A 13,398-nucleotide genomic window follows, 5' to 3' on the forward strand; every position below is an offset into this window, starting at 1 on the left:
GACTGCCGGACTTCGCAGAGGAACTCAACTACGGAGTCGATCTATCAACCATCTGAGGGTGGTATCAGATTGATGGGGTGAAGGTGCCCCATCAATCATTAAATCCGTATACCCATTTTTTCCTAGGCCTGGCTGAAAGCTTCGGCTACGGCTGGTACATGGCCCTGGTCTTCGGCCCGCTCTACAACTTCTTTGCCACACGCCTCAACCGGCACAGTGGGGCCTAGGCCATGAATGCATCCATCGATCATACCGGAGCCTGGGGCCTCGCGCTGATCGTCATCGTCCTGGTCTCCTGGTTCTTCTATCGCCATTTCGCACCGAAGAACTGGCACGAATGGGCCGGTGCCGGCGCGGTGCAGGCCTTTATCATCGCGCTCTACGCCGAGATGTATGGCTTCCCACTCACCATCTATCTGCTGGTGCGTTTCTTCGGTCTGGATGGCGAGTATGTCAGCGCCAGTCTCTGGTCGACGCTGGTGGGGCTGGGAGAAACCGGCATGCTTGTCTCCATGCTGCTCGGCTACGGGCTCGCCTTTACCGGCATCGGGATCTTCATCCAGGGCTGGCGGCACGTCTACAAGGCACGGCGCGAGGACCGCCTGGTGACCGGCGGACTCTATGCCCTGGTACGGCATCCCCAATACACCGGCTTGTTCATCGCCTTGTTCGGCGAAGGCGTGGTGCATTGGCCGACGCTATTCTCGGTCGGCCTGTTTCCGGTGATCGTGCTGGCCTATACCTGGCTGGCCCACCGGGAGGAACGGCAGATGCTGGGCCGGTTCGGAGATGCCTATCGCGCCTATCAGCGGCGGGTACCGATGTTCATTCCTCGCTGGGGACAGTGGCGGGAGCTGGCGGAGAGTTCACGCAATACTCACGATGCACAGAGGGGGAAATAACATCCTGAATTCACAGATTCCATTCCACCGAAGATGCCGAAAGCTGACCGGAATCAAGAACCGCATGCTTTTCCCTCATCCCTATCTTGACCCTTGGGCTACCCGTAGGTTTTAGCCTGACATCAGGGCAAGGCGATTCGACATGTAAAGGAGACCCGACCATGTGGGGCGACATGATGGCGTATATGGGGAGTTACGGCTGGGGGCATATGCTCTTCGGCGGGCTCATGATGGTGTTGTTCTGGGGCGCCGTCATTGCCCTGGCCGTTCTCCTGGTGCGTGGCCTGACCCGGAGCCGGGGCGAGGCCATTTCTCACCAGCGGCCAACGGCACTGAACCTTCTGCAGGAACGCTACGCCCGGGGCGAGATCGACCGCGAGGAGTACGAGCAACGCAAGCGCGACCTTGCGTCTTGAATCGAGGCGCGAAAGCGATGGAGACGATTCCATGACTCAGCACCAGAACTTACATCAGCAAGAGCACTCGCATCACGATACGGGGGGAGACAGCGCTCATGGCGACCCTGGCCATGGCGAGTGTCACGGGCATGGCCATCACGCCGGCCATGAGGCCGCTGCGCCGATTCGCGGCGGCCAGTACGACAAGGTGCCGGCCGGGCATGCCGGCGCCGTCTACACCTGCCCCATGCACCCGGAAGTGCGCCAGACCCAACCCGGCGCCTGCCCGCTGTGCGGCATGGGGCTGGAGCTCGAATCGGCGACGGTCGGCGATGAAGGGCCGAATCCCGAGTTGATCGACTTCACCCGCCGTTTCTGGGTCGCGGCCGTGCTCACGCTGCCGGTGCTGGTTCTGACGATGAGCCCCTTTCTTGGCCTCACGGCGATCCGCGAGTTTTTCGGCGAACGCACAGCGATGTGGATCGAGCTGGTGCTGAGCACACCAGTCATCCTGTGGGCTGGCTGGCCATTCTTCGTGCGCGGCATCAACTCCTTCCGCACCTGGAACCTCAACATGTTCAGCCTGATCAGCATGGGGGTTGGTGCCGCCTATCTGTTCTCGATCGTCGCGCTGCTGGTCCCCGACATCTTCCCCGACGGCTTCCGCCGGGAAGACGGTACCGTGGGTGTCTATTTCGAGGCCGCGGCGGTGATCGTGACCCTGGTGCTGCTGGGGCAGGTGATGGAGCTGCGCGCCCGGGAAGGCACCGGCAAGGCGATCCGTGCGCTGCTCGACATGGCCGCCAAGACCGCGCGGGTGATCCGACCCGACGGCAGCGAGGAGGAGGTGCCGCTGGAAGAGGTGCAGGTGGGCGATCAACTGAGGGTACGGCCCGGTGACAAGGTCCCGGTGGACGGCGTGGTGGTCGAGGGCCGCTCCTCGGTCGACGAGTCGATGATCTCGGGCGAGCCGGTGCCGGTGGAGAAGGTCGCAGGCGACAAGGTCACCGGGGCCACGATCAACGGCACGGGCAGCCTGATCATGGAGGCCACGCGGGTCGGTGCCGACACCATGCTCAGCCAGATCGTCGAGATGGTCGCTGCGGCACAGCGATCTCAGGCGCCGATCCAGAAGTTCGCCGACAAGGTGGCGGGCACCTTCGTCCCCGCGGTGATCGGTGTCGCCATCGTCGCCTTCATCGCCTGGGCGATCTGGGGCCCGGCGCCGGCGCTGTCCTATGCGCTGGTCTCAGCGGTCGCGGTGCTGATCATCGCCTGCCCCTGTGCCCTGGGCCTGGCCACCCCGATGTCGATCATGACGGCCACCGGGCGCGGCGCCCAGGCCGGCGTACTGATCAAGAATGCCGAGGCGCTGGAGCGTTTCGCCAAGGTCGACACCCTGATGGTCGACAAGACCGGCACCCTGACCGAAGGCAAGCCGAAGCTGGTGGCGGTGCTGCCGGAGGAGGGGCATGACGAGGCCGAAGTGTTGCGCCTGGCGGCCAGCCTCGAGAAGGGCTCCGAGCACCCGCTGGCCGAGGCCATCGTCGCCGGCGCCGAGGAGCGCAGCGTCTCCCTCGCCGCGGCCAGCGATTTCGAGGCGGTGACCGGCAAGGGCGTCACAGGGGTCGTGGACGGCCACTCGGTAGCACTAGGCAACGCCAAGCTGATGGCCGAACTGGGCCTCGACGGCGGCCGGATCGCCGAGACCGCGAACGCCCGCCGCGATCAGGGCGAAACGGTGATGTTCGTCGTGCTCGACGGTGCCATCGCCGGCCTGGTCAGCGTGGCCGACCCGGTGAAGGAGACCACGCCCGATGCCCTGAAGGCGCTGCACCGACTCGGCTTTCGCATCATCATGGCCACCGGCGACAACGAGCGCACGGCCAAGGCGGTGGCCGGCCGGCTGGGCATCGATGAGATCCGCGCCGACGTGCTGCCCGAGGACAAGGCGCGCATCATCCGTGAATTGCAGGAACAAGGCCGCAAGGTGGCCATGGCGGGCGACGGGGTAAATGACGCTCCTGCCCTGGCCCAGGCCGATGTGGGCATCGCCATGGGCACCGGCGCCGACGTGGCGATCGAAAGCGCCGGTTTCACCCTGGTCAAGGGCAACCTCGACGGCATCGTCCGTGCCCGCAAGCTGTCGCTGGCCACCATGCGCAACATCAAGCAGAACCTGTTCTTCGCCCTGGTCTACAACGGGGCCGGCGTGCCGATCGCGGCCGGGCTCCTCTATCCGTTCCTCGGCCTTTTGATCGGGCCAATGTTCGCCGCCTTTGCGATGAGCGCCTCATCGCTGTCGGTGGTGATGAATTCACTGCGCCTGCGCCGAGTGAGGATCTGACCATGCATGACGAGAAAAACTGGCTGGACCGCAGACCGAGCAAGGGCACCTTCTGGCTGATGGTGGCGATCGCCCTGGCGGTGATGGGCTTCCTGCTCTGGGAGGAGCACAAGGTCCACCTGCTCGGTGCCCTGCCCTGGCTGATCTTGCTCGCCTGCCCGCTGATGCACCTGTTCATGCACAGAAGACATGACAGACACCGCGAGCATGATCCCCAAGAGAAGCCTCCTGACGAGTGACATCAGGTCGTGGCGACCCGCGACAGCCTGTGCGAAATCGCCATTCACAGCCTCTACGGCTGGGCGGGTCAGGTGAGAACGGCAAGCCGAGCACAGGCCGACGCAAACTAACACCAAAACTGGTAGTGCCGCCTCTCAAAGGAGAGCCGTAATGAAGATCGAAACCTTTCAGGACCTGATCGACTGGACCCGCCAGCTGCATGTCCATCTGGCAGAGTGCTTCAGGCATTGTGCCACCCAGCAGGAGGAAGCCCGAGCCAAGTGGCTGCTAGAGTATCTCGCCGATCACGAGGCGAGGCTGGAGCACACCGTGGCCCGCTTCGAGCAGCAGGCCGACCCCAAGGCCCTGCACACCTGGGTCTACGACTATCTGTCCCATAACCCCATCGCCCCCCACCAGGCATGCAGCGCCCCTTACGCTGAGATGAGCTTCGACGAAATCTGTCAGGAAGTCTTCTCGCTTCATGACCAGGCCACCGAGCTGTACCGCTATCTGGCGGGTCGGGCTGAGATCCCCGAGGCTCGCGACTTGGTCGACGAGCTCCTCAAGCTCGAGGAGCACGAGGCGATGCGCCTGGCCCAGCAAGCCAACCGGGCTCGAGACCTGTAGTCGAGCGATAGATAACCCTGATGTCAGCAGCGTGCCTGCTAAGAAGGAGATAACACATGAACATTCGCATGCACACTCTCGCCCTCGGCTTGGCTTTGGCGCTCAGCAGCAGTGCTGACTTCGTCCTTGCTCAGGAGATGCCCCGCGGCATAATGGAGGAGGGACAGCCAGGCCAAGGCGCTGGCATGATGATGGGCGGCCAGGGCGGCATGGGCCCGGGCATGATGATGGGCGGTCAGGGCGGCATGGGGCCCGGCATGATGATGGGCGGCATTAGCTCCGGCATGATGCCCTGCCCGATGATGGACGGAAAAGGCATGGGCATGCAGCAGATGCTCGATCCCGAACAGCGCGACGAGATGCGTGCGCTGATGCAGGAGCATCGCCCCGCCCAGTTCGAGCGCTTGGGTCGGCTGATGAACCTGCGTGATGACCTGATGGCCGAGCTACACGGCGAGCGCCCCGACCCGGAAGAGGTCAAGACCCTGCATGGACGTATGGCCGAGCTGCACGGTGAAATGATGGCCGAGAAGGTCCGACTGCACAACGCCATGCAGGATCTGCTGACCGCTGAGCAGCGCCAACGGCTCAGCAAGGCTCCCTCTTCCGATAACGTCGCCCCCGAGGAGCACGACTCGCATCACTGACACGGCTATCCCCGACGCCCGGGGATGCCCCCATAACTGGCCAGGACGGTAGCATCCTGGTCAGCTGTCCGGGGCCATACCGTATAGCGTGCTGGAGGCCCTGCTGTAACGCAGTGCCAAGCTTTCAGCGCCAGCCACGAAAGGCCATGTCCGATCAAAGTCAATGAGTGTGCGAGTGGTCATCGCCGGCCGGCGATTCACGTTTTGACAGGAACAGCCCCTCACCGATCAGGATAAGTGCCATCACCACGGCGGCGACGATCAATACCAGCGGGTCGGAGGTGGCCTTCACCCAGACGAAACCACCCAAGACGATGATATCCAGCACAATGGCAATGATCGGGATCGCAGGCTTGGCGCTGACCTCCTGCCTGAGGTGGCGAAATACCCCCCAGTGAATCGCGATATCCATGATCAGGTAGAAGATGATGCCCAGAGCCGCAATGCGGCTGAGGTCGAAGAACGCAGTCAGCAGCAAGCCCAGCACGATCGTGTAGACCAGGGTGTGCTTCTGGATGCTGCCGGGCATATGAAAATGGCGGTGAGGCACCAGCCGCATTTCGGTCAGCATGGCCAGCATGCGGGAGACCGCAAAGACACTGGCGATGATGCCACCCGCCGTGGCCAGCATCGCCAGGATAACCGTGAACCAAACCGCGGCCTCGCCCAGTACCGGCCTGGCGGCAGCCGCCAGGGAATAATCTTGGGTCTTGATGATCTCCTGAAGCGACAGGTTGCTGGCGACGGCGAAGCCCACCAGCGCGTAGATCACCACGCACAAGGCGATCGAGATCATGATCGCCCTGCCCACATTGCGGTGGGGGTCCTTGAGCTCCGACCCACTGTTGGTAATGGTGGTGAACCCCTTGAAGGCCAGGATACCCAGGGCCGTGGCCCCCAGAAAACCTGACAGGGAAGCCTGGGGCGCTGTTGATGATGACACGTCCGTCTTCAGCGAGTCGGCGACGAAGACCCCGACCACGCCGAACACGACGATCCCCACGATCTTGATGACACCCAGCACGGAGGCGACTCCCTCGATCAGCCGATTGGCCGACAGGTTGATCAGGAAGGCCGCCAACAGCAGCCCTACCCCCAGTAACGGCACCAGCAGGGAGCGGTTCTCGACGTCGAACAGCTGCAGGGTATAGGACCCGAAGGTTCTGGCCAGAAAGCTCTGGGCGATCACCATGGAACAGTACATCAGCAAGGCATGAAAGGCGGTCGGCAATGTCGAGCCATAGGCCTTCTGCAGATACATGCCGATCCCCCCGGCGGAGGGATAGGTGCTGGACATTCGGACATAGGAGTAGGCACTGAAGGAGACGATCACGGCCGCCGACAGAAAAGCCAGGGGGAACAGCCACCCCGTCATCTGTGCCATCTGGCCGGTCAGGGCGAAGATACCGGCCCCGATCATGACCCCCGTGCCTAGGGCAACCGCGCCCGCCAGGGTCAGGCTACCCTCCTCGTATTCGGGTGCACGATCCGAGGAGTCGTTCATCCCTGCCTCCATTTCCTCAAAGAATGAGTTGTTTCAGCGGCATCCAGAGCCCCATGGCCATCATGATCAGGTTCTCGGTTAAGGAGACGAAGCCCAAGGGCACGTTGCTGTTGCCGCCCACGCAGGCGCACTTCAGCTCGCGCTTGTCGATATAGACAGCCTTGAATACCGAAACGGCCCCCACCGTGCCGATAAACAGCGCCAGGGGTGCTGCAAGCCAGATCAGGGCCCCCGTCAGCATCAGGATACCGGCCAGGGTCTCGGCGAAGGGATAGACGTAGCTGTAAGGCACATGCCTCTGGGCGAGCAGGTCATAGTTGAGAAACATGGTGCTGAAGCTTTCGACATCCTGCATCTTCTGCAGCCCCAGCAGGGTCATGGCGGTGGCAATCGCATATTCCGGCATGCGCAATGACACGAGGGTGCCGCTGGCCGTCCAGCTCACCGCCAGGCCGATCAGCAAGGATGTCGCGAAGATGGCGATGACCGGCTGATAGGTGGTCTCCTTCTCGCCGGGCACGCTCATGCCCAGGTGGGCGCGAACCTCCTCATAGCCCCCCACGCGCTCCTCGCCGATGTAGACCTGAGGCGTGGTATCGACACCGGCCTGCTCCTTGAACGCCTCGATCGCCTCCCGCGAGGTGAGGGTGTGATCATCGACTCGATAGCCCTTGCGCTTGAGAAGATCCACGGTCTTCAGGCCAAACGGGCAGAGGTGCTCTTCCGTCTTCATACGGTAGACACGGGCCGTCTTGTGCGGTGCAGCAGACGCCGACGCAACGCTACTCATAGGCTTTCACCTCCTTCAGTGCCTGAAAGGCATTCGCGAATGTGGCATTCACAGCCAAGCACTTCGGCCATGACCCTGATAAAATCAATAGGCTAGAACCATTGTGCAACCCAAAGGTCAAGCTGCCTGCTTTGACAAGGTTGCGCAGTCGAACGGTTGCGGTGACCGGTACGAGTGATGAGTTGTCACCCATAGAAGGCTAACGGCGTTATATATAGAGCCTGACGAATATTTAGGGCGCATAGTCGACGGACTCGATAGTTCCGCATCGTCCTAATAGGTCGATTTACCCTCATTCTCACCGGCCAGTGGATGATCCGCTCGGCGGGCAGGTAATGAGCGACGTGGTGGAGCGTGGAACCGAGTCAGGGCGAGAGGTTCTCGGTGTCCAGCACCAGCGACATGCGGTAGTAGATCGCCTTGAATATGCCGCGGACTGGCTCGGCGAGAGTGGTACAGCCTGGTTTACCGTCAGGCCGCCCGCTCCTATGCGATCCAGTAACTTCATCTGTATCAGCCCTTCTCAAGCCGGTAGGATCTCCTTCCAGTGCCAGGACAGCAGGGAGCTGAGTCCATCTTCCTCGCCGAAGGTCGGCAGCGTCTCGAACACGAACTGCAGGTACTCGTAGGGCAAGAGGCCACTGGTCTCGGCCGTCTCGACCAGGTTGTAGAGAGCCGCGCTGGACCGCGCATCGCTCTGAGTGAGGTTGAACAGCCAGTACTCTCGACCCACCACGAAGGGATGGCGATTGGGAGTCATCAGCCAACCGGGTAGTATACCGGGTAGTCCCTCATGAAAAACTCACCACTCACATTCTTCAAGCAATTGATTAATAATATATTTTTTAAGAAAATCAACCTTAAGATCCAGAACATCGAGTAGCTTCGCGATGCCCGTGCTATCGAGCGCCTCCCCCCTGTCGACGGGCCTCGGATTGGCCTTGCTGGTCTCGCTATGCCTCGTCGCCTGGCCGGCCGCCGGCCAGACCACGCCGGGCACGGCAGGTGACCCGCGCGGCAGCGATGATGTGATCGTGGTCGGCGGCGACCACTACCATCCACCCTACGAGTTCCTCGACGAGGACGGTCGGCCCACCGGCTACGACGTCGAGCTGACTCGGGCCATCGCCGAGGTGATGGGCATCGAGGTACGCATCGAGCTGGGCCCCTGGAGCGAGATGCGCCACAAGCTGGAAACCGGCGAGATCGACGTCCTGGAGGGCATGTCCTACTCCGAGGCTCGCGACGCCAGCTTCGACTTCGCCCCGCCCCACGCCATCGTCCACCAGTCGATCTTCGCCCGCCGCGGCACGCCGCCCGTGGAACGCCTGGAGGAGCTGCGCGGCAAGGAGGTCATCGTCCAGCGCGGCGACATCATGCAGGACCTGCTGATCGAGCAGGACGTGGGGGCCGAGCTGTTCACCACCGACACCCATGCCGACGCGCTGCGCGCCCTCGCCGCCGGTCAGCACGACTACGCCCTGGTGGCCAATCTTCCGGCGCTGTACCTGAGCCGCGAGCTGGGGCTGACCAACCTGGTGCCGGTCGCCCGTCCCTTCTCGCTGCGCTACGGCTATGCCGTGAAGGAGGGCAACGCCGACGTGCTCGCCCAGTTCAGCGAGGGGCTGGCGATCCTCAAGAACACCGGTCGCCACCAGGCCATCTACGACAAGTGGCTGGGCCCGCTGGAGCAGGGGGAGGGGCTGCCGTGGAAGCGGCTTGGCATGATCGGAGCCATCGCCTCGGCGCTGCTGCTGTTGATCCTGGGCGGCATCGTGATCTGGAATCGCCTGCTCAAGCGCGAGGTGGCAAGCCGCACGGCGGAGCTGCACCGCCAGCAGCAGCAGCTGATCCAGGCCGACAAGATGTCCTCGCTGGGCGTGCTGGTCTCCGGCGTCGCCCATGAGATCAACAATCCCAGCGGTCTGCTGCTGCTGAACCTGCCGGTGCTGCGGGATGCCCACGACGACGCCCGGCCCATTCTCGAGGCCCACTATCGCGAGCACGGCGACTTCCCGTTCGGCGGTCTGCCCTACTCGCGCATGCGTGACGAGGTGCCCTCGATGCTCGACGAGATGCTGGAAGGCACCCAGCGCATCAAGCGCATCGTCGGCGATCTCAAGGACTTCGCCCGCCAGGGCAGCCACGATCTCGGCGAGCGCCTCGATCTCGACGAGGTAACCAGGACCGCGGTGCGGCTGGTCGATAACTCGATCCGCCAGGCCACCGACCGCTTCGAGGCGCACTACGCGGGCGATCTGCCCGCGGTGTGGGGCAATGCCCAGCGCATCGAACAGGTGGTGATCAACCTGGTGCTGAACGCCTGCCAGGCGCTCGAGGATCGCGATCGGGGCATACGCCTGACGACCCGTTTTCTCCCTGGCGACGGGACCGTGACCCTGGAAGTGCACGACGAGGGACGGGGCATCGATCCGGCGGCGCTGTCCAGGCTGACCGACCCCTTCTTCACCACTCGGCGGGAGTCCGGCGGCACCGGCCTGGGGCTGTCGGTCTCCGCCGGCATCGTCCGCGAGCATGACGGCGACCTGGCCTTCGCCTCGCGCCCAGGCGAGGGCACCAACGTCACCTTGACGTTGCCCGTGGCCCCGCCCGACGACGCTGTCCCCCATCGGAACGAGCGATGAGCATGAACCTCTATCCCGCCTTCGGCCTGCTGCTGGTCGACGACGAGCCCTCCTTCCTGCGCAGCCTGAGCATCGCCCTGGAGCGCAGCGGCGGCATCAATCACCTCCATCGCTGCGAGGACAGCCGCCAGGTGATGGACATCCTGGCACGGGAGAACATCGGCCTGGTGACGCTGGACCTCACCATGCCCCATCTGTCAGGCGAGGCACTGCTGCGCCGGATCGTCGAGGAGCATCCCGACGTCGGCGTGATCGTGATCAGCGGCCTGAACCAGGTGGAAACCGCCGTCGACTGCATCAAGCACGGGGCCTTCGACTACTTCGTCAAGACCGACGAGCAGAGCCGGCTGATCGAGGGCATCAAGCGGGCCATCCGCCTGCAGGAGCTGCGTCAGGAGAACCAGGAGCTGCGGCGGCGCTTCCTCAACGACACCCTGGAACATCCCGAGGCGTTCGCCGACATCGTCACCGACGACAAGGGCATGCGCTCGGTCTTCCAGTACCTCGAGTCGGTGGCCCCGAGCGGCCAGCCGCTGCTGATCGGCGGGGAGAGCGGCGTCGGCAAGGAACTGATCGCCCGGGCGGCCCATGCCCTGAGCGGTCGGCCCGGGCCGCTGGTCTGCGTCAATGCGGCGGGGCTCGACGATGGCGTCTTCGCCGACACCCTGTTCGGTCACGAGAAGGGCGCCTTCACCGGGGCCGACCGCCCCCGCGCCGGGATGGTCGAGCAGGCCGCCGAGGGCACCCTGTTCCTCGACGAGATCGGCGATCTGAACCCGGCCTCCCAGGTCAAGCTGCTGCGCCTGCTGCAGGAGGGAGAGTATTACCCGCTGGGCAGCGACCGCCCCAAGCGGGCGCGGGCGCGCATCGTGGTGGCGACGCATCACGACCTCGAGGCACGCCAGCGGGCAGGCGACTTCCGCAAGGACCTCTACTACCGGCTGCGCACCCACCAGGTGTGGATTCCCCCGCTGCGACGGCGCCGCGGCGACATCCCGCTGCTGCTGGACCACTTCCTCGCCGAGGCCGCCGACGAGCTCGGCAAGCCGCGGCCGACCTATCCCCCGGAGCTGCCGGTGCTGCTGGCCAACCACCCCTTCCCGGGTAACGTGCGTGAACTGCGCGCCATGGCCTATGACGCCATGAGCGTCCACCGCTCGCGGACGCTGTCCATGGAGGTGTTCCGTCGCGCCATCGAGCCGGGACACCCGGCCCCCGAGCCGCCGGATACCTGCGATGAACGCCACGTCTTTGCCCCCGACGAGCCCCTGCCGACGCTGCACGAGGTCGCCGACCTGCTGGTCCGCGAGGCCATGCACCGCGCCGAGGGCAACCAGTCGATCGCCTCGCGGCTGCTGGGCATCTCCCAGCCGGCGCTCAGCAAGCGGCTGAAGAAATTGCGCGAGGCCGGCTCGGAACCCCTATAACCCGTACGCCCGAATAACCTTGGTTATATCGCCATAAACTTCTTTATTTTCAATTATTTGTATCAATAATAGCGCCACGGCGTGTCGCGAAGTTATACCCCTTCACCATCGTGCCTTGCCCAAAGAACCACTCTTTAAACCATACAAAACAATGAGCTAACGGAAACTCCACCATCTGGCACGCGCCTTGCTCCATGGGAAGTGGCTCCGCGACGGGAGCCACCACATTCCAAGAGCAAGAGGTTCGACGACCAATGCCAACAACAACGAAGGCGGCCACACCGGCCGCGACCGCCTCCCCCGCCTTGATCATCGCCAACGTGGGAGGTGCCGCATGCTCGCGCTGATCAACGACCTGCTGTGGGGCAAGGTGCTGATCGCCCTGCTGATCGCCGTCGGGGTCGGCTTCACCCTCGCCTCGCGCTGCGTGCAGTTCCGCTACTTCGGCCGCATGTTCCGCATTCTCGGCGCCAGCCAGGCCTTCAAGCGCGACAAGCACGGCCACCTGAGCTCCTTCCAGGCGCTGCTGCTGTCGGTGGCCGGCCGGGTCGGCGGCGGCAACATCGCCGGCGTCTCCGTGGCCATCACCCTCGGTGGACCGGGCGCCGTGTTCTGGATGTGGGTGGTCGGCCTGATGGGCATGGCCACCAGCTTCCTCGAGTGCACCCTGGCCCAGACCTACAAGACCGCCGAACCCGACGGCACCTACCGCGGCGGCCCGGCTCGCTACATCGCTCGCGGCCTGGGGCATCGCTGGCGCTGGCTGGCCGGCCTCTACTCGGTGCTGCTGCTGGCCACCTTCGGCTTCGCCTTCACCGCCCTGCAGTCCTATGCCGTAGCCACCTCCTTCGACGATGCCTTCGGCATCCCGGCCCGCTACACCGGGCTCGGCCTGGCCCTGCTGGTCGGCCTGATCGTCTTCGGCGGGGTCAAGCGCATCGCCCGGGTCACCGAGTTCCTGGTCCCGGTGATGGCAGGAGGCTACCTGCTGATCGCCCTGGCGGTCCTGGCGCTGAACGTGACGCAGTTGCCCGACGTCATCGGGCTGATCGTCAAGAGCGCCTTCGGCCTCGAACCGGCCATCGGCGGCGGCATCGGCGCGGCGATCATGATGGGCGTCAAGCGCGGCCTGTTCTCCAACGAGGCCGGGCTGGGCAGCGCGCCCAACGTGGCAGCAGTGGCCTACGTGCCGCACCCGGTCAATCAGGGCATCGTCCAGGCCTTCTCGGTGTTCATCGACACCATGATCATCTGCTCGGCTACCGCCTTCATCATCCTGCTCGGCGGGGCCTATGATCCGGCAGCCGGCGCCGGCATCGACGGCATCGCCCTGACCCAGGCCTCGCTGGCCGACCACGTCGGCGAATGGGGCCGCAGCTTTGTCAGCATCGCGTTGCTGCTGTTCGGCTTCAGCACCATCCTCTACAACTACTACCTCGGCGAAAACAGCCTCGACTTCTTCAGCCGCGGCAATCGTACCCTGTTCAACGCCTTCCGACTCGCCATCATCGGCCTGTGCACCTGGGGAGCGATGACCGACCTGGGCACCGTCTTCGCCTTCGCCGACACCACCATGGGCTTCCTGGCGCTTGCCAACCTCATCGCCTTGATCCTGCTGTTCAAGCCGGGACTTCGCATCCTGCGCGACTTCGATGGCCAGATCCGGTCGGGCGTGACACAGCCGATCTTCGACGCCGAGCGCTTCGGCGACCTGAACGTCGATCCGACGGCCTGGGAGATCGAACCCGAGGATCGCGAACGCCTCCGCCGCTCGCGGACAACGTCAACCGCCGTGTCCTAGCGCCCCCCGAGCGCGACGGCCCAGCCACGGATGACTCCGTGGCTGGGCCGTCGCGTCCTGATCCCTCTCGATACGAGCCCATCGGAGA

Annotated in this window: 12 protein-coding genes; 9 read left to right on the forward strand and 3 right to left on the reverse strand. The window is 64.1% G+C overall.

Annotated features, from left to right (window positions below):
• Positions 1 to 230 precede the first annotated feature (230 nt).
• The 6 genes from FHR96_RS12630 to FHR96_RS12655 all read left to right on the forward strand — a co-directional run bounded on the left by FHR96_RS12630 (position 231) and on the right by FHR96_RS12655 (position 5,143).
• A complete protein-coding gene (locus FHR96_RS12630) occupies positions 231 to 902 on the forward strand; it encodes a methyltransferase family protein (protein WP_035594402.1) in 672 nt (223 codons plus the stop codon).
• Positions 903 to 1,063: 161 nt separating this feature from the next.
• Positions 1,064 to 1,318: an SHOCT domain-containing protein gene (locus FHR96_RS12635; RefSeq protein ID WP_200880071.1), complete on the forward strand. Its 255-nt coding sequence runs from the start codon at positions 1,064 to 1,066 to the stop codon at positions 1,316 to 1,318.
• 31 nt (positions 1,319 to 1,349) lie between these two features.
• Positions 1,350 to 3,647, forward strand: coding sequence for a copper-transporting P-type ATPase (locus FHR96_RS12640; RefSeq protein WP_081945799.1), 2,298 nt, complete (start codon positions 1,350 to 1,352; stop codon positions 3,645 to 3,647).
• A gap of 2 nt (positions 3,648 to 3,649) precedes the next feature.
• Complete coding sequence (locus FHR96_RS12645; RefSeq protein WP_052052406.1) at positions 3,650 to 3,886, forward strand: DUF2933 domain-containing protein; 237 nt, start codon at positions 3,650 to 3,652, stop codon at positions 3,884 to 3,886.
• 151 nt (positions 3,887 to 4,037) lie between these two features.
• On the forward strand, positions 4,038 to 4,496 hold the full coding sequence (locus tag FHR96_RS12650) for a hypothetical protein (RefSeq protein ID WP_035594404.1): 459 nt from the start codon (positions 4,038 to 4,040) through the stop codon (positions 4,494 to 4,496).
• A gap of 56 nt (positions 4,497 to 4,552) precedes the next feature.
• On the forward strand, positions 4,553 to 5,143 hold the full coding sequence (locus FHR96_RS12655) for a Spy/CpxP family protein refolding chaperone (RefSeq protein ID WP_035594407.1): 591 nt from the start codon (positions 4,553 to 4,555) through the stop codon (positions 5,141 to 5,143).
• Between the two features lie 160 nt (positions 5,144 to 5,303).
• Here FHR96_RS12655 and FHR96_RS12660 read toward each other — a convergent pair whose 3' ends face one another.
• From FHR96_RS12660 to FHR96_RS12670, 3 genes are all read right to left on the reverse strand, one after another.
• A complete protein-coding gene (locus FHR96_RS12660) occupies positions 5,304 to 6,647 on the reverse strand; it encodes an APC family permease (protein WP_183388050.1) in 1,344 nt (447 codons plus the stop codon).
• 16 nt (positions 6,648 to 6,663) lie between these two features.
• Positions 6,664 to 7,437 (reverse strand): glutaredoxin, encoded by a 774-nt coding sequence (locus FHR96_RS12665; RefSeq protein ID WP_221195810.1) that lies wholly within the window; start codon positions 7,435 to 7,437, stop codon positions 6,664 to 6,666.
• A gap of 523 nt (positions 7,438 to 7,960) precedes the next feature.
• Complete coding sequence (locus tag FHR96_RS12670) at positions 7,961 to 8,197, reverse strand: transposase domain-containing protein (RefSeq protein ID WP_183388051.1); 237 nt, start codon at positions 8,195 to 8,197, stop codon at positions 7,961 to 7,963.
• Positions 8,198 to 8,327: 130 nt separating this feature from the next.
• Between FHR96_RS12670 and FHR96_RS12675 the strand changes: the two genes are divergently transcribed.
• The 3 genes from FHR96_RS12675 to FHR96_RS12685 all read left to right on the forward strand — a co-directional run bounded on the left by FHR96_RS12675 (position 8,328) and on the right by FHR96_RS12685 (position 13,310).
• Positions 8,328 to 10,082, forward strand: coding sequence for a transporter substrate-binding domain-containing protein (locus FHR96_RS12675; RefSeq protein WP_183388052.1), 1,755 nt, complete (start codon positions 8,328 to 8,330; stop codon positions 10,080 to 10,082).
• Positions 10,079 to 11,509: a sigma-54-dependent transcriptional regulator gene (locus FHR96_RS12680; RefSeq protein ID WP_183388053.1), complete on the forward strand. Its 1,431-nt coding sequence runs from the start codon at positions 10,079 to 10,081 to the stop codon at positions 11,507 to 11,509. Before FHR96_RS12675 ends, FHR96_RS12680 begins: the two co-directional genes overlap by 4 nt.
• 334 nt (positions 11,510 to 11,843) lie before the next feature.
• A complete protein-coding gene (locus tag FHR96_RS12685) occupies positions 11,844 to 13,310 on the forward strand; it encodes an alanine/glycine:cation symporter family protein (protein WP_183388054.1) in 1,467 nt (488 codons plus the stop codon).
• Positions 13,311 to 13,398: the final 88 nt, after the last annotated feature.

The sequence above is a fragment of the Halomonas organivorans genome (genome assembly GCF_014192055.1).
Taxonomy (GTDB): Bacteria; Pseudomonadota; Gammaproteobacteria; order Pseudomonadales; family Halomonadaceae; genus Halomonas; species Halomonas organivorans.